17 protein-coding genes are annotated in these 19,606 nt (G+C 70.6%); 3 read left to right on the forward strand and 14 right to left on the reverse strand.

The window, feature by feature from the left end; translation table 11 throughout:
* Positions 1-545 precede the first annotated feature (545 nt).
* From FLV34_RS03010 to FLV34_RS03055, 10 genes are all read right to left on the reverse strand, one after another.
* A complete protein-coding gene (locus FLV34_RS03010) occupies positions 546-1,763 on the reverse strand; it encodes a flavin-dependent oxidoreductase (RefSeq protein ID WP_147942288.1) in 1,218 nt (405 codons plus the stop codon).
* A 249-nt stretch (positions 1,764-2,012) separates the two neighbouring features.
* Positions 2,013-2,339, reverse strand: coding sequence for an antibiotic biosynthesis monooxygenase (locus tag FLV34_RS03015; RefSeq protein WP_142649754.1), 327 nt, complete (start codon positions 2,337-2,339; stop codon positions 2,013-2,015).
* Between the two features lie 667 nt (positions 2,340-3,006).
* The gene (locus FLV34_RS03020) at positions 3,007-4,656 is read right to left on the reverse strand and encodes an NAD(P)/FAD-dependent oxidoreductase (RefSeq protein ID WP_261985629.1); all 1,650 of its coding nucleotides are present in this window, start codon (positions 4,654-4,656) and stop codon (positions 3,007-3,009) included.
* Positions 4,657-4,697: 41 nt separating this feature from the next.
* The gene (gene phzG, locus FLV34_RS03025; RefSeq protein WP_147942289.1) at positions 4,698-5,333 is read right to left on the reverse strand and encodes a phenazine biosynthesis FMN-dependent oxidase PhzG; all 636 of its coding nucleotides are present in this window, start codon (positions 5,331-5,333) and stop codon (positions 4,698-4,700) included.
* A gap of 155 nt (positions 5,334-5,488) precedes the next feature.
* Positions 5,489-6,358 carry a PhzF family phenazine biosynthesis protein gene (locus FLV34_RS03030; RefSeq protein ID WP_315985109.1) on the reverse strand — a complete coding sequence of 290 codons (870 nt, stop codon included), beginning with the start codon at positions 6,356-6,358 and terminating at the stop codon, positions 5,489-5,491.
* Positions 6,355-8,244, reverse strand: coding sequence for an anthranilate synthase family protein (locus FLV34_RS03035; RefSeq protein ID WP_147942290.1), 1,890 nt, complete (start codon positions 8,242-8,244; stop codon positions 6,355-6,357). Before FLV34_RS03035 ends, FLV34_RS03030 begins: the two co-directional genes overlap by 4 nt.
* A complete protein-coding gene (locus FLV34_RS03040) occupies positions 8,241-8,864 on the reverse strand; it encodes an isochorismatase family protein (protein WP_147942291.1) in 624 nt (207 codons plus the stop codon). Before FLV34_RS03040 ends, FLV34_RS03035 begins: the two co-directional genes overlap by 4 nt.
* Positions 8,865-8,891: 27 nt before the next feature.
* Positions 8,892-10,064 carry a 3-deoxy-7-phosphoheptulonate synthase gene (locus FLV34_RS03045; RefSeq protein WP_187280523.1) on the reverse strand — a complete coding sequence of 391 codons (1,173 nt, stop codon included), beginning with the start codon at positions 10,062-10,064 and terminating at the stop codon, positions 8,892-8,894.
* 108 nt (positions 10,065-10,172) lie between these two features.
* The gene (locus FLV34_RS03050; RefSeq protein WP_142623686.1) at positions 10,173-10,661 is read right to left on the reverse strand and encodes a PhzA/PhzB family protein; all 489 of its coding nucleotides are present in this window, start codon (positions 10,659-10,661) and stop codon (positions 10,173-10,175) included.
* A gap of 106 nt (positions 10,662-10,767) precedes the next feature.
* On the reverse strand, positions 10,768-11,862 hold the full coding sequence (locus FLV34_RS03055; RefSeq protein ID WP_261985630.1) for a ParB N-terminal domain-containing protein: 1,095 nt from the start codon (positions 11,860-11,862) through the stop codon (positions 10,768-10,770).
* A gap of 607 nt (positions 11,863-12,469) precedes the next feature.
* Here FLV34_RS03055 and FLV34_RS03060 point away from each other — a divergent pair.
* Together FLV34_RS03060 and FLV34_RS03065 are read left to right on the forward strand one after the other, a co-directional pair.
* Positions 12,470-13,447 carry a sigma-70 family RNA polymerase sigma factor gene (locus FLV34_RS03060; protein ID WP_147942293.1) on the forward strand — a complete coding sequence of 326 codons (978 nt, stop codon included), beginning with the start codon at positions 12,470-12,472 and terminating at the stop codon, positions 13,445-13,447.
* Entirely contained in the window at positions 13,444-13,839 is a 396-nt protein-coding gene (locus FLV34_RS03065; protein WP_142649760.1) for a VOC family protein, read from the forward strand. Before FLV34_RS03060 ends, FLV34_RS03065 begins: the two co-directional genes overlap by 4 nt.
* Before the next feature lie 313 nt (positions 13,840-14,152).
* Here FLV34_RS03065 and FLV34_RS40160 read toward each other — a convergent pair whose 3' ends face one another.
* Positions 14,153-14,665 (reverse strand): sigma factor-like helix-turn-helix DNA-binding protein, encoded by a 513-nt coding sequence (locus tag FLV34_RS40160; protein ID WP_168066230.1) that lies wholly within the window; start codon positions 14,663-14,665, stop codon positions 14,153-14,155.
* 409 nt (positions 14,666-15,074) lie between these two features.
* On the opposite strand from FLV34_RS40160, the gene FLV34_RS03075 reads away from it, so the two are divergent.
* Positions 15,075-15,620, forward strand: coding sequence for a hypothetical protein (locus FLV34_RS03075; protein ID WP_147942294.1), 546 nt, complete (start codon positions 15,075-15,077; stop codon positions 15,618-15,620).
* 64 nt (positions 15,621-15,684) lie between these two features.
* Here the strand turns inward: FLV34_RS03075 and FLV34_RS03080 are convergent, their stop codons facing one another.
* The 3 genes from FLV34_RS03080 to sigJ are packed head-to-tail and all read right to left on the reverse strand — an operon-like array spanning position 15,685 to position 19,436.
* On the reverse strand, positions 15,685-17,337 hold the full coding sequence (locus FLV34_RS03080; protein ID WP_147942295.1) for a ubiquinol-cytochrome c reductase cytochrome b subunit: 1,653 nt from the start codon (positions 17,335-17,337) through the stop codon (positions 15,685-15,687).
* A gap of 5 nt (positions 17,338-17,342) precedes the next feature.
* Entirely contained in the window at positions 17,343-18,446 is a 1,104-nt protein-coding gene (locus tag FLV34_RS03085; RefSeq protein ID WP_142649763.1) for a ubiquinol-cytochrome c reductase iron-sulfur subunit, read from the reverse strand.
* A 27-nt stretch (positions 18,447-18,473) separates the two neighbouring features.
* Complete coding sequence (sigJ, locus tag FLV34_RS03090; protein ID WP_142649764.1) at positions 18,474-19,436, reverse strand: RNA polymerase sigma factor SigJ; 963 nt, start codon at positions 19,434-19,436, stop codon at positions 18,474-18,476.
* Positions 19,437-19,606 lie beyond the last annotated feature (170 nt).

The raw sequence follows: 19,606 nt of genomic DNA on the forward strand, positions 1-19,606 counted from the left end.
CAGGGCACAGGACACAGAGGCGCAGTGCACAGAGGCGCAGGACACAAGAGGTGTAGGCACCGGGCGGCCCGGCCACCCGTAGCGGCCCCGGACGAGTGGTGGTGTCCGCCCCTCGGCGGACACCACCCGCCGGCCCGCCGCGTGTCACCTTTCCGCGGCGCGATTCGTCTTAAGGACGAGAAGCAGAGACACGAACGGACGGGGAGACTGTTCCGCACCGCCGAGGTCCGCCGCTGAAGCCGCGCCGGGCCGCACCGGCATGGTCAAAACCGAATATCGACGCCCCAGATCGGCATTCTGTAAATGCGTTGTCAGAATGCCGTGCCGTCGTGCGCTATATCGAAATCGATCCGGCGACGTCCGCGAATTCGCAATGCCGCAAGACCGGGCGATCCGGGGATTTCAACAATTCACCGGGCACGTTTCCCGGCGATATCCGCTTCCAGCGCGGGGTACGCCGGTCGCACCCGGCAGAGCACCCACCCGGGGAACGAGGGCGGCCCCGGCCTGCTGTGGCCACCTGTGGCCGGCGCGGTCCCGTGCGCTCAGGCGTGGGACTGCCGCTGCTCCACGGTCATCCGGTAACGGTGAGTGATGGTCGCGAGTTCGGCGGCCTTGTCGTGGTTCGTACGCCCGGCGATGCCGCGCTCGGCGCCGTCCATGTTCCGGTTGGCGAGAATGATGGCCGTCGTGGCGGGGCGCCTGGCGGCTTCGTACCGCTGCAGGGCGGCGGCCACGTCCTCACCTCGCGCGAGTTCGGCGGCGAGCGTGATGCCGTCGAGGATGGCCTGGGAGGCGCCGTTGGCGCCGATCGGATACATGAGGTGGGCGGCGTCACCGAGCAGCGTGACCCTGCCCTCACCCCAATGCGGGAGCGGGTCGCGGTCGGCCATCGGATAACGCAGGATGCGGGGACTGCGCGCGACCATGACGCCGGGGTTCAGCCAGCCGAAGTCCCACTCGACGAGGTGCGGCAGCACCTCTTCGAGCAGGCCGGGACGGTTCCATCCCGCGCCGTCGGACAGGCTCTTCGACGGAGCGGCGACCATGCACACCCAGTTCACCAGCGCCTTGCCGCGCTCCGCGTGCCGCCTGGAGATCGGATAGGCGATCAGCCGGGTGGCCCGCTCGTCGTTGACCAGGATCATCGTGCGCCCGTCGAGGAACTCGTCCATCTCGGACAGGCCCCGCCACATGTCGACTCCCGCCGGAGACAGCGCACCACGGCCGGGGTGGAGCTGAGACCTGACCGCCGAGTGCATCCCGTCGGCGCCGACCAGCGCGGCGGCCTCGAACTCGACCATCCCGCCCGCCTCGTCGTACGCGAGGACGCGGACGCCGGAGGCGGTCTGCCGGAAGCCGTCGACGCGAAGCCCGGTGCGCACCGCGTGGGGGCCGAGCCGGTCCTGAACGGCCGCGAGCAGGAGCATCTGCAGCTCACCGCGGTGAATGGAGTATTGGGGGTGTTGGTGACCTGCGGCGACGCCCCGGGGCTCGGTCCACAGGATGGCGCCCCTGTGGTCGAGGTATCGGTGCTCGCGGGTGCGGATGCCGGTGGCCGCCAGCGCCTCGCCGAGCCCGAGCTCGGTCAGCGCGCCGATCGCGGCCGGCTGGATGTTGATCCCCACTCCGAGGGGCCGGAGCTCGGCCGCGGCCTCCAGCACGACCACGTCGATTCCTTCGGCGTGCAGGGCGAGCGCGGTGGCCAGCCCTCCGATCCCCGCACCCGCGATCACGATGTCGGCGGTGTTGGCAGTCGTCATGGCGTCGCGCTCCCTGAGCCGGAGATGGCTACTCTGCGTTACTTCAGAGGTGGCACTTCAGAGGTGGCACTTCAGAGGGGTCACTTCAGTGGTGCGCCGCAGTAGTGGGGAGATAGGGGCCGGGCCCCGGACAGAAGCCCGCTTACGGAGTGCGGGCGGGGCCTCGTCCCGCCGATGCCGAGAGGCGGGACGGGGCTCGCTGTGCCGGGGCCCTGGCCGGCTTCTGGTTTCCGACCGGGAAGTTCCTGGTCAGGCGTGATGCACGGAGACGACCTTGTACGCCTGGGGGACCGCCTTGGCGATCTCCGCCGCCCTCTTCGCGAAGACCTGCGCCTCGGGGTCGGCCGCGGTGGCCTTGATGTCGTCCGGGCTGCGCCACTGGGCGAGGTTCACGACCCGGCTGCCGTCGAGGCTGGCGAGAATGTTCACCGAGATGAAGCCGGGCCGGTGCCGCATGACCTTCTCGACACCCTCGTCGAGAATGGCGATGAGTTCCTGCTGCTGCGAGGGGTCGACGTCGAAGACGTTGATGAATGTCGCGAGCTGATCGCCGACCCGAATCACTGTCTCACTCATGACTTCATCGTATCCGACAAAGAACCAATTCAGTCAAGCCCGATTGTTGATTAAACAGGATTCCGAACACGAGCATCTCTCCGAATATCGCGCACGCAGAGCAGGAAATACCGCTTATCGCAACCGGGCACGCCGGACGGCTTCACGGCCGTCCTCGCGCACCCTCTCGCCGCCCCACAGAAGCCGGGTCACAGGAGCAGCATCCGGAGCGGGACCCCGGCACAGGACCGCGGGACCGGCCTGGGCCCGGTGGGTTGGTTGGGTGCCGTGTGTGGATGCGCCCGGTGCGTCGGTCCGGTCGGCTGGGTGCCCCCAGTGCGTGGCTGCGGTGGGTGGGTGGGTTAGTCCAGTGCGCGGGTGCCCCCGGTGCGTCAGTCCGGCGCGAGTGCGCACGCTGAATGCGCCCGGTGCCTCGGTCCGCCGCACGGGTGCGATGGGTGGGGCATCCCTGCGCGCGGATGCCCCCGGTGAACGCGCCCAGTGGGTCGGTCCGGTGGGCGCGGTGCACGGGTGCGCCCGGTGTGTGGTTGCGCCCGGGTGAATGGGTCCGGCGCGCGAGTCCGGCGCCGACGTCGGCGCCGGACCCACCCGGAGCCCGCCGCGGGGTCCGTCACGGGACCCCGGCGGGCGTGCCCTTCCCCGGCCTGAGGCCGAGGTCGGCCCTGCCTCAGGCCGGCGTCAGCGAGGGGCTGGCGTGCAGGTCGAATCCCTCATAGCCCGCCTCGGCCACTTCGCCGAGCTTGAGCCGGTAGGAGGCGAGCCCCGCGAAGTAGAACATGACCCTGTTCTTCTTGCCGGGGATGTTGGCGCCGAAGATCCACGACTTGACCTTGGGGAAGAGCGTGTAGTCCGCGAGCTTCCTGCAGGTCTCGGTCCACTCGTCCTCTGCGTCCCTGGTGGCCTCGATAACGGTCGTGCCGTTCTCCTCCGCCGTACGGATCAGGTCGCCGATCCACTCGACCTGCGTCTCGATGCCGGGCGGGAGGTTGCTGAAGGCGCTGTTCGGGCCGAGGACCATGAACAGGTTGGGGAAGCCGTGGGTGGCGACGCCGAGGTAGCTGGTGGGCCCGTCGTCCCAGTGGTCCAGGATCGGCACGCCGTCCCGGCCGCGGATGTCCATTCGCTTGTAGCTGCCGTCCACGGCGTCGAAGCCCGTCGCGAAGACCAGGATGTCGAGCTCGTGCTCCACGCCGTCCTCGGTGAGCACTCCCGTGGGAGTGATCTCCTTGATCGGCGTCTCCTTGATGCTGACCAGTGAGACGTTGTCGCGGTTGAAGATCTCGTAGTAGTCGGGGTTGCAGATGGGGCGCTTGGCGTAGAAGTCACTCGGCGTCAGCTTGCGCGCCGTCTCCGGGTCCTTCACGATCTCGCGGATCTTCGACCGGATGAACTCCGCCGCGGCCTCGTTGGCCTCCGGGTCGGTCGCGATGTCGGAGAACGTGCCGAACATGAAGCGGAAGCCGTTGCCCTTGTCCCAGTACTCCTGGAACACCCGCCGGCGCTCCTCCTCGGAGACGCTCATGGCGGGGACGTCGCTCTCCTCGAATCCGCAGGCGACGCGGGAGTTGCGCACCTGCTCCCAGATGCGGTCGTACGACGCGCGCACCTCCGCGACGTGCTCCTCGGTGACGGGGCCGTGGCCGGACGGGACGCAATACTGCGCCGAGCGCTGGAACACCGTCAGATGCCCGGCCACCTTGGCGGCGGCGCAGGCGAACTGGGTGCCGGTGGATCCCGTGCCGACGACGCCGACGCGCCTGCCCTCGATCGTCAGGTCGTCGGGCCAGGAGCCGGTGTGGACGATCCTGCCCCGGAAGCGGTCGCGGCCCTTGATGTCGGGGATGTTCGCCGTCGACAGCGGCCCGAGCGCGGTGACGACGTACCGTGCGGTGAAGCTCTCACCGGTGTCGGTGCCGACGGTCCAGACGCCGCGCGACTCGTCGAACACCGCGCTCTCGATGCCGGTGTTCAGCTGGATGTCCCTGCCCAGGTCGTGCTTGGCGACGACCGCCTCGAGATAGGCGAGGAGCTCCCGCTGCGGGGTGTACTTGGTGGTCCAGTTCCATTCCTGGAGCATCTGCTTGTCGAAGGAGTAGCGATAGACGAAGCCCTCGACGTCCGACATGGCGCCGGGGTAGCGGTTCCAGTACCAGGTGCCGCCCACGCCGCCGGCCCGGTCGAAGGCCCGCACCCGTAAGCCGAGCTCGTTGCGGAGCTTGTGGAGCATGTAGATTCCGGCGAAGCCGGTGCCGACGACGATCGCGTCGAAGTCGGTGTCTGTCGTGCCGGTCGTCGTGTCGGTCGTCGTGTCGGTCAAGGTTGCACTCCTTCGTGTTTCCTGTCCCTGCGGGGAGGGGGTCACGGCTGCAGCCGTGAGATGTGCCAACCGGAGGGGGTCCGGTCGTAACGCAGCCGCCGGTGCAGCCGGTCGGCGTCGGCCGACCAGAACTCGACGGCGGCAGGCTCCAGGCGATATCCGGCGAAGCGCGCCGGGCGCGGCAGGGAGGTTCCGTAGGACGCCAGGCGCTCCGCCTCCGACCTGAGCCGGGCGACGTCCTCAAGGGGTTCGCTCTGCCGGGAGGCCACCGACATCGCGTGCAGCGGCACCGGCCGGGCGTTCCACAGTCGTTCCGCCTCGGGCTCGGGCAGCATGGCCACCGGGCCGGAGAAGCTGAGCTGCCGGGCGGTCTCGCGCCAGTAGAGCAGGCCCGAGGCCCAGCCGGTCTGCGCGATCTCCCGGCCCTTCCTGCTGGTGCTGTGGCTGGTGAAGACCAGGCCGCGGTCGCCGACGTCGATGACGGCGACCATGCGGGTGGAGGCCCGGCCGCCGCGGTCGGCGGTCGCGAGCGCGAGGGCCAGCGGTTCGCGCACCCCGGCCTCCACCGCCCCGGCGATCCACTGCCGCGCGAGGTCCATCGGTTCGGCGGGCGGCATGTCGTACTCGGGGAACGCCGGGTCGATGGTCCCGGTCAGACTCTCGAACCTGCTGCTCACTGTCGCCTCCGCGAGCTGTGGGGAGCGGGGGGACGGCCGCAGGGCACGGCCGTCCCCGATGGCAAGGGTGGGGAGGGGGTGGAAAAGGGCGGAAGGGGGTGGCAAGGGGAGGGGGCGGGAAGGGGGGACCCGGCCGGACGGGCCGGTCGCGCCGTTCAGGCGTAGATCACTCCGCGGGCGACGGTCACGCCCGAGCCGCCGACCCGTACGGAGGTGACGTGGTCTGCGGTTCCGTCGGCGCGGGCCCGCATGAGCGAGGGCCGGCCCATCTCGACGCCCTGGTGGATGTCGATCCACTGCCCGAACCCGATGCGCCCGTGCCGGGCGAGATGGATCGCCAGCGGGCCGGCCGCCGACCCGGTGGCCGCGTCCTCGGCCACGCCGTACGCGGGCGAGAACATCCGGCTGCGCCAGGTCGAGCCGGAACCGGCGAAGCAGTTGGTCGCCATGTCGGGAAAGGCGGCGAGCGCGCGCTGGTCCGGGTTGACCCGGGACAGCGCCGCCGTGCTCTCCAGCCCGACGAAGACGTGCCGGGGACCGTTGTGATAGATCACGACGGGCAGCGCGGAGGAGGTCAGGCCGAGCGCGGCGAGCAGTTCCCCGGCCCGGTCGAACTCCGTCCAGGTCGGGACGGGCTGCTCCATCTCGGCGGCGACGACCCTGCCGTTCACGCGCTTCAGGTCGAAGGCGATGACGCCCATCGCCGTCTCCAGCCGGAGCCGGTCGCCCCCGCGTCCCTCGCCCAGCGCGATGGCGGTGCCCAGGAGCGGATGCCCGGCGAACGGAAGCTCGTTCACGGGGGTGAAGATGCGGATGCGGGCGTCGCCACCCAGCCGGGGCGGGAGGACGAAGGTGACCTCCGACAGGTTCATCTCCCTGGCGATGCGCTGCATCCGCTCGTCCGGCAGGTCCTCGGCCTCGAAGAAGACGGCGACCGGGTTGCCCTGCAGCGGCGTGTCGGTGAACGCGTCGACGACCACGTAGGGACGCGCGCCCTCCAGCACGGACTGGTCAGCGATGGTCACGACAGCAGTCCTTTCATCAAGGAGCCCAGGATGCGCGGGCCGTTCTCGGTGAGCACCGACTCGGCGTGGAACTGGATGGAGGAGAAGCACGGGCCGCGCAGCGCGTGCACCTCACCGGTCGCCGGATCGCGGCAGATCTCCAATGTGCCGACGCCGTCGATCTCGACCCGGTCCGCCTCCGCCCGGGCGGCGAAGGTGTTGTAGAACCCCACGCGCTCGCGCGCGCCGAACAGGCCGATCTCCTTCTGCACCCCCTGGTTGGGCACGTCACGGCGCTGCAGCGGGAACCCGAGCCGGGCCGACAGCACCTGGTGACTGAGGCAGACGGCCAGGAAGGGGCGGCGCGCGGACAGGAGGGCATCCGCCGCCGCCCGCAGGAAAGCGATCTTCGGGTGGGCCGGGTCGCGGGGGTCGCCGGGTCCGGGCCCCAGCACGACCAGGTCGTAGCCGTCCAGCGAGGGGGCCTCGTCGTGGCGCCGTACGGTCACCGACATGCCCAGGCTGCGCAGCTGGTGGTCCAGCATCGAGGTGAAGGTGTCCTCGGCGTCGACGATGAGCGTGCCCACCCCGGTCAGCACCGGCTCGGCCGGCATGTCCCCGGGGTGGCCGCCCAGCCAGAAGCCGGCGATGTTCGCGTTGCGCCGCTCCAGCGCCTCGCGGACCTCCGGGCGGGCCCTGAGCCGGCCGCTGTCGCCGGTGTCGAGCGCCGCGAGCAGGCCCGCGGCCTTCGCCCGGGTCTCCGCGACCTCCGACATCGGATCGGAGTGGCGTACGAGCGTGGCGCCGACGCCCATCCGCGCCCGGCCGGCGCGGTCGATGTCGGCGGTCCGGATGAGGATGGAGGAGTCGAGGGTCTGCCTGCCGTCCTCGTCACGCCCGATGAGGGCGACGACCCCGCTGTAGTAGCCCCGGCCGTACGGCTCGTGCCGGTCGATGACCCGGCAGGCGTTCTCCACCGGGCTGCCCGTGACGGTCGGTGCGAACATGGTCTCGCGGAGGATGTCGCGCACGTCCCAGCCGGTCTCGCCCTCGATGAAATACTCCGTGTGCGCGAGACGCGCCATCTCCTTGAGCCGGGGGCCCGTCACGCGGACGCCGGGCTCGCAGATCCGCGCCATCATCTTGAGCTCCTCGTCCAGGACCATGTAGAGCTCGTCGGACTCCTTGCGGTCGGCGAGGAAGTCCATGACCCCGTGCAGCGAGGGGCCGGACGGCGGATAGCGGTAGGTGCCGCTGATCGGGTTCATGGTCGCGACGCCGTTCCGCAGCGTCACGTGCCGCTCGGGGGTGGCGCCCACGAACGTCCGCTCGCCGGTGTGCACCACGAAGGTCCAGTACGCGCCCGACTCGACCTCCAGCAGCCGCCGGAAGAAGGCCAGGGCGGAGCGCGGCGTGTAGTTCCCGATGTCGGCGACGAAGGACCTCTTGATGACGAAGTTGGCCCCCTCCCCCTCGCCTATCGCCTCCTTGACGACCCTGCGGACGATCTCGGCGTAGTCGTCGTCGCTCACGTCGAAGTGCCCGCCCGAGACCGCGAAGGGCAGATCGGGTATCCGGTCGAGCGCCTCGGCGACCGGAACCACGCCCTGCCGCGTCACGGTCATCGCGATGAGCGGGGCGCCGTCGTCGGCGCAGGCGAAGCCCCGTTCGCGGACCTGCCGATAGGGGACGACGACGAGCGCGTGGTGGGAGCCGCCCGCCGCCGGCTCCCGTGGGCCGGGCAGCGGGACGTCCGCGAGCTCGCGAAGGTGCGCGATCTCGCCCGTCAGCACGTCGAGCAGGCCCGGCCCGTTCGCCTCGGGCCGGTGCAGCAGCGCGAAGGCCGGGGCACGGAGCTCCAGCACGGCGCCGAGCAGGTCGCCCCCGCCGGGGTCCGGCCCGTTCACGCGAACACCTCCTTGGCCGTCAGGACGACCGCGCAGCGTTCTGCCGTGTACTCGACGGTCATGCGGTGGTAGCCGGCGGTGAAGTCGGCGACGGCGTCGGCGACCAGGAACGTCTCCAGGTCGTTGGTGAACGCGTCGACGGCCGTCATGAGCACGCCCACGTGGGCGTACACGCCGCAGACGACGAGCTGGTCGCGGCCGCTGCGCCGGATGCGCTCCAGCAGGTCGGAGCGGAAGAAGGCGCTGTAGCGCAGCTTGGTGAACATCCAGTCGCCGGGTGCGGGGGCGAGTTCGTCGACGACGAGCCGGTCCTCCGGGGCGCGGCGCATGCCCGGCCCCCAGAAGTCCTTGAGGAGCCCGCGTTGCTCCTCGGTCATGTCACCGGGCTGAGCCGTGTAGCCCACGGGCACGCCGAGCGCGGCGCTCCGCTCGCGCAGCAGCGCGATGTTGCCGACGAGTTCCTTCCTGATCGGCTCGGGGAACGGCCTGACGAAGTAACGCTGCATGTCGTGGATCAGGAGCACGGCACGAGCGGGGTCGGGCGTCCATCCGGCGTGGTTGGCGGGCAGGTCGCCCGCGGCCGGGAGGAGGTACGGCTTGATTGTGGGTATGCCGGACATATAACGACCTTCCTGGTGTCCGTCGCGTCAGCCGCCCCAGGCTGAGATGACCGAGACCGCCTGCCAGAGGGTCAGCCGGGGGTCGCAGAAGCTGGTGTAACGGTCGCCGACGTGGTCGAAGCCGCTCTCGTCGGCGACGCACTCGGTGACGTCGTCGGGTGTCGTCTCCAGATGGAGGCCGCCGGGCACGCCGTCCGCGCTCTCGACCGCGGCCACGAACTCGCGGACCTCACGTTGCATGGTCGGCACGACGCGCGTCTTGTGCCCCGACGGGGTGACCAGCGTGTTCCCGTGCATGGGGTCGCAGAGCCAGATGACCGGGTGCCCGGCGGACCTGACGGTCTCGACGAGCGGCGGCAGGGTGTAGGCGACCTGGTCCGCGCCCATCCGGGAGATCAGCGTGAGCCTGCCCGGCTCTCGTTCGGGGTCGAGCCGCTCGCACAGGGCGAGCAGCTCGTCCTTGGTCGTCTTCGGGCCGACCTTGCAGGCGACCGGGTTGGTGACCTCGGAGAGCAGCCCGACGTGCGCGCCGTCCACCTGCCGCGTCCGCTCGCCGACCCAGGGCCAGTGCGTCGAGCCGAGGATCAGCCGTCCCGACCCGTCCCTGCGGAGCATGGGGACCTCGTAGTCGAGGAGCAGCGCCTCGTGGCTCGTCCACACGGGCGGGTCGATCGGCGACCGGGCGGACGAGCCGCGCCAGGCGAGGTGGTCCATGATGTCGCTGGCCGCCATGTAGCCGGTGAGTATCCGCAGCGGATCGGGCTGCCTGCTCTCGGCCGTCGGCTCCGGGCCGTTGACCAGGTGCCCGCGGAACGCCGGGAGGGTGAGGTCGCCGACCTTCTCCATCGGGCTGGAACGCGGCTTGGAGAACTGGCCGCCGATGCGGCCGACTCTCAGCACGGGCTTGTGTGTGATCATCTTGAGCGCGCCGGCCAGCACGTCCAGCGCCGCGGACTTGCGGCTCACGTGCTCCGGCGTGCATTCCTCCGGGTTCTCCGCGCAGTCCCCGGCCTGTACGACCAGGGAGTTTCCCGCGGCGACCTCCGCGAGGAGGGCGCGCAGCGTGCGCACATCCGCGGGCCTGACGAGCGGGGGCCGGGAGGCGAGCACTTCCTTGACGCGCTGGACCTGCGAGACATCGCTCCACTCCGGCTGCTGCAGCGCGGCGTCCAACCGGATGGCGGGCATCACGTCGTCCACGGTTCTCCATGGGGGTTCGAGGCGCTCTCGGCGCCGTCGTCGTCGCCCGGCCGGGGGACGGCAGGGGTCGTCCAGTGGCCGCCGCCGCTCCGCGGCAGGCGGCGGGCGTCAGGTGGGGATTCCCTCACGCCTGATCTCGGGTACGGGGATGCCCAGCGCGCGCAGCTGCTCGAACGGGTTCATGAATTCGCGCTGCAGCTTGATCTTCCCGTTCTCCAGTTGGAAGGAGTGCAGGAAGTGGTTCCTGTAGTGGCCTTCGGGGTAGCCGGGGAAGCGGATGGCGCCTTCGCCGTCGCACTCGACCCAGAAGAAGTTCGGGTCGTGCGTCTCGAAGATCTGGATGTTGGTCCAGACCCAGTCGGGGAAGCACTTCAGCGACCAGACGGCGTGCTCGCCGAGGCGGTCGCGGCCGCGGATCGCGATCGGCTGCCCGGTGTCGTTGGTCCACAGGCCGCCGACGCCGTCCTCGGTGAACAGCAGGTGCCGCCGCAGCCGGTCCTCGCCTCTGGTGTTCATGTACTTCTCGACCGTCGCTCGGTTGATCTTCCGGAGTTCGATCTCTTCGTCGCTTCCCGGAAAGCGAGTCGTCTCTGACACGATGAACCCTCCAACAGATACCGATTAATGGCGATATTTCACCCTGCTACTTTCGGCTCAGGGCACCTCCGTCGATTTCATGGCGGACCGGTGAAGCCATTCGCCGTCACGCCGAGAAAGCGGCCGGCACCATGCTCGCGAGCTGTTTCCATTCCTCCGATCTCTGCAGCACGACCGCACGGACGAGCGGCATGCAATGGGAGGGAATCGCCTCGGCGATCTCCTTCCATTGGGCCGGTCCCACCTCGGTGGCGAGGAGCATCCGCAGCAGCAGCCGCCCCGACTCGGTCGCCCGCAGCGACGGGTCACGCGCGAGCTTGCGCAGCATGACCACCGTCTCCACGGCCTCCCCCGCCCCGCGGCCCGGCCTCGTCTCGCCCCTTCGGCTGCTCCCCCCGGGCCTGCGGCGCGCCTCCCCCACCCGCCGGACCTCCGCGTCCTGGTCCCGTGCCGGCGTCGTCGTGCCGCGCGGCCCGGCGCCGGACCTCTCCCTGGCGCGAAGCCGTTCCGGGATCGGATCCTGCCCGCGGCCGAGCCGCTCGCGTACGTCGCGGACCGTGCCCACCGAGAGCCCGGTCTTCCTGGACAGCTCGCGAAGGGAGATCTCCGAGTTGGCCGCCAGCAGGGCGGCCGCGCTGCGTCGCCCCTCGATGCTGCTGAGCGGCCTCGACCTGCCGTCGCGGCCCACGCGGGAGTGCTGGAGCCCCTCCTGCCCGTCGAGCCGGCGGCGAACCGTGGCGACGGTCTTCGCGCTCAGCCCCGTGCTCTCGGCCACCGCCCGGTCAGACCAGTGCGGATGCGAGGCGAGGATGCGCCGGGCCGCCTCCTTCCGTTCGTCGAGCGTCAGAGGCAGTCCGTGGCCCACGTTGAGCCGGACCGACAACACGAACGCGTCGGCCTCGCTTCCGTCGAAGAACCGGACCGCGATCTCGCTCCTCCCCTTCAGCACGGCGGCGCGCAACCGGTGCATGCCGTCGATCACACGCATCGTCGGCCGGTGCACGAGAAGCGGATCGAGGGCGCGATCCGTCTCCGCGAGCAGCCGGACATGTTCCGGGTCCTCACGTCGTTTGCGCGGCGAGAGCGAGGACGTGAGGTGGCGGACGGGGACGATCTCCCAGGGCAGGTGGCGCAGATCCGCCACGTCGGGAAGGCGGGTGGCGAGTACGCGATCGGCGTCGGCTGCGGTGTGAAGTGACACTGCGGGACCTTCCTTGAAGGAACAAGGGCGAGGCGATTTCTTCACAGGAGCTCAACTCGGGTTCAGCCTATGTTCCGGCCAATTGCGATGCCAGAGCAGCAGGGGCCCATTCCTGGCAAGTTATTCATTGAATTCGATATCAACCGCGACGCCCCGTGCGGGACCGCGACGCGCCGTTCACGTGTCTCGATGCCGACATAAGGCGGAAATGCGCCGGATCGCATTGACCGCAAACTTCGCGGAGCCATCACCCGCGCTCAGGGGGCGACCCGTTCGGGCGGATCCGTACGAGCCGAATCCGCGGGCCCGGACCACACGGCCGGGCCCCGCGCACGCATTTCAGCCTCAGCGGACGCCGATTTCGGTCGCGATCATCTATTTTCGGAACGGCGAGAAAGTATGGGCGGCCGCCATGAGGATAGGATGCACCTCGGACGGCGACCGGCCGGTGTGCCTCATGCCGGAGAGGCACCCCTCGGTGAGCCTTCCCGTCATGTAGGTTCAAACGAACCGGCAACAATAATCAGTACGGGCACTCAAGGCTCCTTGTCAAACCTGCGTTCGTCCTCTCACTCATACGACGAACCGCGACGGTGAAAGGTGACCGATGAACGACCAGGCCCAATTGGCCGAGCACTTCGACCGATCGCGAGGGCATCTGCGCGGCGTCGCGTTCCGCATGCTGGGCAGCGCCGACGAGGCCGACGACGCGGTGCAGGAGACCTGGCTGCGCGCCTCCCGCGCCGACTCCGGCTCGGTCGACAACATGACCGCCTGGCTGACGACGATCACCGGGCGGGTCTGCCTCGACATGCTGCGCTCGCGCACCCGCCGGCGTGAGGACCTCGCCGACCTCACCGAGCTCGACATGCTGGCTCCCCACGACAAGGCGGCCGACCCGGCGGACGAGGCGGTGCTCTCCGACTCCGTCGGTCTGGCCCTGCTGGTGGTCCTCGACACGCTCGGCCCCGCCGAGCGCGCCGCCTTCGTGTTGCACGACCTGTTCGCCGTGCCGTTCGACGAGATCGCCATGATCGTGGAACGCACTCCGGCGGCCGCCAAGAAGCTGGCGAGCCGGGCCCGCCGCCGGGTGCACGGCTCGGCCGACATCCCCTACGCCGACCTCGCCAGGCAGCGCGCGGTCGTGGACGCCTTCCTGGCCGCCTCCAGGGCGGGCGACCTCGACGCCCTGCTCGCGGTGCTGGCCCCCGACGTCGTCCGCCGGGCGGACTACGCGGCCCTGCGCGGGCAGGCCAAGGCGCCGGCGGAGGTGCGGGGCGCACGCGCCGTGGCCGAGGAGACGCGCACCAACATCCGCAGGGCCCGCTTCGCCTGGCCGGCTCTCGTCAACGGCGCCGTGGGTGCGGTGATCGCCCCGCGCGGACGCCTGCTGCTCGTCCTGGAGATCGGCGTCGTCGGCGATCGCATCGCGTCCATCGACGTCATCGGCGATCCCGAACGCCTGAAGGGGGTGCGGCTCGGCCTCGCCGACGTCCCGTCGCCGGTGGCGGCCCCGCCGTCCGAGCCCCGCCCGCTGTCGCATGCGGGGCGGGTGAGCGGCGGCGGTCACCGGGAGGCGTCGTGATCGTCAATCCGCGGCTCGCCGTGCTCTACGTCGGCGACCAGGGCAGGACCCTGGAGTTCCTCACGGGGACGCTCGGCTTCGAGCTCGCGGCCGACGTCCCCCTGGGCGACGGCCGGCGCTGGGTCGAGGTGCGCCCGCCGGGCGCGCAGACCTGCGTGGCGCTCGCCGCCGTCGAGCCGGAGATCCTGGAGGCGCTCCACGCCCGCGCGGGGCGGATGACCCACGGCTGGTTCGACTGCGACGATCTCGACGCCACGTGCCGGGACCTGCGGGCGCGGGGAGTGGAGATCGTCGTGGCGCCGCAGGCCACCCCCTGGCGGGAAAACGGCCGGTGGGCGCAGATCCGCGGCCACGACGGCAACCTGTACGGGCTGACGGAGCGGGGAGGCTGAACCGCGGGCGCGGGTGGCACAGCGCTCGGACGACACAGCGCTCGGACGACACAGCGCTCGGACGACACAGCGCTCGCGTGGCACAGAGCGCGGGCGCGGGTGGCACAGCGCTCGGACGACACAGGGCGCGGACGCGGGTGGCACAGCGCTCAGGTGGCACAGCGCTCAGGTGGCACAGCGCTCAGGTGGCACAGGGCGCGGGTGGCCCGGCGGGTGGTCAACTGTGTGTTTTCCTCAGATACACGGCCCGCCCTCGGACGCACAGGCCGCCCTGGCTGACACGGCCGCCCGGCTCCTCGGTGCCGCCGGCCCGTCAGAGGTGGGGAACCTCGCAGCGCACCTGCGCCTTCGCCCTGGCGTCGATTCCGCGCACTCCCTCCTCGGTGAGCCCGGTCACCGAGGCGATGTCGGCGTACGCGAGCCCGAACCCGTGGCGCAGCATGAAGACCGTCCGCTCCTCCTGGTCGAGCATGCCGAGGACGGTCGCGAGGGCCGCGGAGACCGACTCGGCCATCTTCAGATCGGGCTCGCCGCGCAGGGGCTCGGGCAGCCACGGGCCGATGTGCTCCTCGCCGTTGGCCTGGGCGGCCCGCAGGCGGGTGAGCGCCAGCACGGAGACCAGCCCGATGAGCGCGTCCGGGGAGCCCTCCGAAGGGTCACCCTGACCGGCCAGCCAGCGGGTGCGGGCCTCCTCGACCACGCGCGCGGCCTCCCCGGCGTCGCCGAGCATGCTGCGGGCCACCTCGTGGAGCAGCGCGGCGTGCTCCTCGAACGCCTGGGACGCGCGGCGCCGTTCTTCGGCCGGCCGTTCCGGATTACGCTCCATACACCCTCCTCGTAATCGTGGTCCGGCGTCCGGACCATAACGAACCGGTCCGGTGACTGGCCCCCGCCATTCGCCGGGAACACCTACAGGAACGGCGCCGACGAGCCCTGCGCCCCACGCTTCAGCGGTTTCTTCCCGACCCGCAACTTACACCCCGGAAACCGTTGCGCCCAGATTTGTTTTCCTCTCTCTCACCCTGCGGTCACGGCGAGACCCCGCTCGCCTTTCCCATCAAGACGAACGCGGCCCGCGAAATGTGACACAGGAACGGCCGGTGAATTCTCGATGCAATCCCGATGTCACGTTCCGGCCCCCTGGAAACGTCTTTCTTTTGGCGGCCCGATTCGCGGACCCCCTCCGCGCCGCACCATCGCCGCCTCTCCCAGTCCGCACTTCGAGGGAGCATCTGATGGTCTTCACACCGGACGCCTCCTACACCGATCCCAGCGCGTGGCGGATCGCCATGGACGCCAGCGAGGGAACGCTGTCGATGACGACGTCGAAGGGGCCGCGGCTCCTGCACGAACTCCCCTGTTTCCACGGGTCCTTCTATCTGCGCCCCGCCGGGCTCCTGGCGGGGTTCACGCTGCAGTTGCCGCTGCCGGTCTACCCGTCGTGGCTGCAGGAGGACGAGGCGCCCGTGCTCTTCTGGGAGTCCGTCGACCTGGAGGCCCAGGACTCCCCGAACCAGGTCCTGGGGAACGCGCGGCTGCGGCTGGGCAGGCGGCAGGTCTCCGCGGGCGTGTCCGGCCTGTGCACGGAGGTCCCGGTCGGCCACTCCGGCCGCCCCTATCTGAAGATCGTGCTGGAGACCGTGTTCCCCTCGGTGAGCCTGCACTGGCCGGTCGAGGCGTGGCAGCGGCTGCGGCCGGTGACGCTCAAGCTGCTCACCGAGATCCGTCCCGCCGACCCAGAGGAACCGCAGTGGCGGGTGCCGGAGCAGTGGGATCCCTGACCCGGCCCGGATCACGACGGCGCGGGCCCGGAGGAACCCTCCGGACCCGCCCGCACGAGAGCGGTCAGCGCGTCAGCGCGCGGCTCTGTCCCTCCGGCAGTGCTCCCTGTCCCCGCGGGAGTGCGGCCTGCCCGTCCTCGTCGTGCGGATGACCGTTGACCGGTGGGATCTTCTCCCCGCCGTACGCTCTGGACATGCGCAGGCGCAGCCTGCCGAGCGGCCCGCGCAGCCCCTTGGGGGGCACGGTCTCGTCGTACGACAGCACCGGCACCGGTTCCCTGCCGCGCAGATGCGCCTCGATGTCCTCGGCCGGCCGCGAGTGGACTTCGACATACCCGCCGTTGGGCAGCCGCTTGATCACCCCCGATTCCACGCCGTGCGCGAGCACCGCGGCGTCGGAGCGCTGCAGCCCCAGGCAGACGCGGTAGGTGATCGCGTAGGCCAGGGCGGGCGCGACGAACACGAGGATCCGCCCGGCCCAGGTGGTCGTGTAGAGATCGACGCGGAAGTTGGCCGAGATGATGTCGTTGCCGCCGAACAGCCAGAGCACGCCGTAGAAGGCGATGACCGCCATGCCGATCGAGGTGCGGTGCGGATTGTTGCGCGGCCGGTCCGCGAGGTGGTGCTCGCGATGGTCACCGGTGATCCACCGTTCGACGAACGGGTAGAGCGCCATGCCGACGATGACGAGGCCCAGGGGCACCAGCGCCGGGATGACCACGCTGAGCGGGATCGTGCCCGCCTCGGCCGTGCCGAAGAGGTTGATCTCCCAGGCGGGCATGATGCGCAGCGCCCCTTCGAGGAAGGCCAGGTAGAAGTCGGGCTGCGAGCCGGCCGAGACGTCGGCCGGCGAGTACGGCCCGTACAGCCAGACGGGGTTGATCTGCGCGAACGTGCCGAGACCAGCGATCACGGCGAACGTGAACAGGAAGAACGCCCCCGACTTCGCCATGAAGGCCGGGTAGAAGGGCGCGCCGACCACGTTGCGGTTGGTGCGGCCCTTGCCCGGAAACTGGGTGTGCTTCTGCACCCACATGAGGATCAGGTGCGCGGTGACCAGCGCCAGGATCAGGCCGGGCAGGAGCAGGATGTGGATCGAATAGAAGCGGGAGATGACGTCCTCGCCCGGATACTCGCCTCCGAACAGGAAGAAGTTGAGGTAGGTGCCGACCACGGGCAGCCCGATGACCACGCCCTGGGTGACCCGCAGGCCCGCGCCGGACAGCAGGTCGTCGGGCAGCGAGTAGCCGGTCAGGCCCTCGAACAGCGCGATGGAGAGGATCACCACGCCGATGAGCCAGTTGAGCTCGCGCGGCTTGCGGTAGGCGCCGGTGAAGAAGACCCGCAGCGCGTGGGCCATCATGCCGCCGATGAAGACGAGGGCGGCCCAGTGGTGGATCTGCCGGATGAGCAGGCCGCCGCGGACCTCGAAGCTGAGCTTCAGCGTGGACGCGTACGCCTCGGACATCGTCACGCCCTTGAGCGGGGCGTACGTGCCGTCGTAGAGGATCTCCCCCATGCTCGGCTTGAACCAGAACGTCAGGAAGGTGCCCGTCAGCAGCAGGATGACGAACGAATACAGCGCGATCTCGCCGAGGAGGAACGACCAGTGGTCGGGGAAGATCTTGCGGATGTTGCGCCTGACGAAGCCGCCCGCGCCCAGGCGCTCGTCGAGGAAGGTTGCCGGCCCGGCGATGCGTCCGGGCACGGTTTTCATTGCACTCAAAAGTGGCCTCCGTTCTCCCTGGCCCGCGCCTCCGCGTCGCCGCGCTCCCAGTAGCCGGGACCGACGGGGGCGGGGAAGTCCCCCAGCGCGATGAGGTAGCCCTGTTCGTCGACGCCGATCGGCAGCTGCGGCAGCGGCCGGGCGGCGGGGCCGAAGACGACCCTGGCCCCGTCGGCGGCGTCGAAGGTGGACTGGTGGCACGGGCACAGGATGTGGTGGGTGGTCTGCTCGTACAGCGCCGCGGGGCAGCCCACGTGGGTGCAGATCTTGGAGTAGGCGACGATCCCGTCGTGGGTCCAGTTCGGGTTCGTGCGGGGCCCGAGCTCCTCGGGACGGAACTTGATGAGGATCACCGTCGCCTTGGCCAGGACGTTCAGGTCGTGTTCGTAGCCCTCCGGGACGACCGACAGGATGCCTCCGGGCGAGTTGAAGTCGGCGGCGCGGATCGGCTGGCCGCTGCCCTCGACGACGAGCCGCAGCGGCTTGCCGTCCTTGGTCTTCTCGCCCCAGACCGTGTGCGCCAGCCGCCGGTGGAGCCGCGCGCCGGGCGCGCCGCTGGTGTCGAGGTCGCGCAGCAGCACCAGCGGGGCCAGGCCCAGTGGCGCCGCCGCGAGCAGCAGCGTGCGGCGCAGCAGCCGGCGTTTGACGATGCCGCTCTCCCCCGCGCCTCGCACGAACGTGGCCGCGACCTCGGCCCGCACCTCCTCGGGCGAGGTCATGGGGTGACGCTGCTGGACCAGCTCGTACTTCGGCATGATCTGGCGCACCCAGATCACGATCCCCGCGGCCAGCGCGAGCAGCGCCAGGGTCAGCGCGCCGCCGAGCGCGACGTGCGAGGCGCCGGTCGCGCTCAGGCCGCCGACCTGGAACCGTACGTAGGCCACGAGGAAGGCCACGAGGGCGGCGAAGGCGAGCGTGAAGCACAGCGCCGCGATGCGCTCCGCCCTGCGCGCCTTCCGTTCGTCCTGCGGAACGACGCCGGGGACGGCGTGCTCCTCGCCGTGGGAGTCGGAAAAGGATGCGTCCGATAAGGGCGTGCCGATGACGCGCGCGGGTGCCCGCCGCTCCGGCCGCCCGTTCTCGTGCTCGTTGTCTGTCATGGGGAAAGTCGCTTCTCTCGCGGCCTGTCAGCCTGCGGCGGCACGGATATGCCTGTTCCTTCCGGGTCGCCGGCCCGCGCCGACGCCGCCGAGCTTGTCCTGATTGGCGATGATCCAGATCCGCGTGACGAGGCCGGCGCTGTCGACGTCGACCACGATGACGGCGATCGGCTCGCCCCCGGCGGTGATGAGCGCCGCGGGCCCGCCGTTGACGTCCACGATGGATCCGCTCCCGACGTCGCCGGTCGCCCCGGCCGCGGCGTCCGCGGGACGCAGCACCCGGCGCAGGCCGCACACGAGCAGCCGGGCGACCTTCGCCGCGCCCTCGACCGGGTTCCTGGCCACGCCGCGGCCGCCGTTCCCGTCGATGGACAGGGTGACCTCCGGGGCGAGCAGGTCGAGCAGCGCCCGCAGATCGCCGCCCAGGCAGGCGGCCAGGAAGCGCTCGGTCACCCGCCTGCGGACCTCACGATCCTGCTGGAAGCGGGGCCGCCGGGCCCGGACGTTCGAGCGGGCGCGGCGGGCGAGCTGCCGGACCGCGGTCTCCGACCGGCCGACCACCGCCGCGATCTCGGCGAAGGAGAACTCGAACGCCTCCCGCAGCACGAACACGACCCGCTCCAGCGGGGAGAGGGTCTCCATCACGACGAGCATGGCCATGGAGACCGAGTCCGCCCGCTCGGCGCCCTCCTCGGTCGCGGGCCCGGTCGGCAGCGGCTCGGGGAGCCACTGCCCCACGTACGCCTCCCTGCGGGCCTTCGCCCAGCGCAGACGGTCGAGGGCGAGCCTGGTCGTGACCTGGACGAGGAAGGACCGGGGGTCGGCGACGCGGGAGTGATCGACGCGGTCCCAGCGCAGCCACGCCTCCTGGACGATGTCCTCGGCGTCGGTCGCGCTGCCCAGCACCCGATATGCCACCCCGAACAGCAGATCCCGGCTGCTTTCGAAACTGGCGACCGCGGTGGGCTCCCCCTGGGTCACGGCGGGCATCTGGCCTCCTTGTCTCCGCTCCCCTATAGAGACGTGCCGGATGCGCGAGACGTGACATGGAGGGCACCGGGCGCGCGGCCGCCCGAGATACACGCGGGGAATCTCCACACATCGTCCGTTTCGTGATGCTCACGGCTATTGACCCTCCAACACAGGCGGGTATAAACACA

The sequence above is a fragment of the Microbispora sp. CSR-4 genome, assembly GCF_008033685.1.
GTDB lineage: Bacteria > Actinomycetota > Actinomycetes > Streptosporangiales > Streptosporangiaceae > Microbispora.

Bases quoted from the DNA above. Each gene is read 5' to 3' on its own strand.
- FLV34_RS03075 (WP_147942294.1), top strand. From the start codon at position 15,075: ATGGTCTTCACACCGGACGCCTCCTACACCGATCCCAGCGCGTGGCGG.
- FLV34_RS03015 (WP_142649754.1), bottom strand. From the start codon at position 2,339: ATGAGTGAGACAGTGATTCGGGTCGGCGATCAGCTCGCGACATTCATC.
- FLV34_RS40160 (WP_168066230.1), bottom strand. From the start codon at position 14,665: ATGGAGCGTAATCCGGAACGGCCGGCCGAAGAACGGCGCCGCGCGTCC.
- FLV34_RS03060 (WP_147942293.1), top strand. From the start codon at position 12,470: ATGAACGACCAGGCCCAATTGGCCGAGCACTTCGACCGATCGCGAGGG.
- FLV34_RS03010 (WP_147942288.1), bottom strand. From the start codon at position 1,763: ATGACGACTGCCAACACCGCCGACATCGTGATCGCGGGTGCGGGGATC.
- FLV34_RS03085 (WP_142649763.1), bottom strand. From the start codon at position 18,446: ATGACAGACAACGAGCACGAGAACGGGCGGCCGGAGCGGCGGGCACCC.
- FLV34_RS03040 (WP_147942291.1), bottom strand. From the start codon at position 8,864: ATGTCCGGCATACCCACAATCAAGCCGTACCTCCTCCCGGCCGCGGGC.
- sigJ (WP_142649764.1), bottom strand. From the start codon at position 19,436: ATGCCCGCCGTGACCCAGGGGGAGCCCACCGCGGTCGCCAGTTTCGAA.
- FLV34_RS03080 (WP_147942295.1), bottom strand. From the start codon at position 17,337: ATGAAAACCGTGCCCGGACGCATCGCCGGGCCGGCAACCTTCCTCGAC.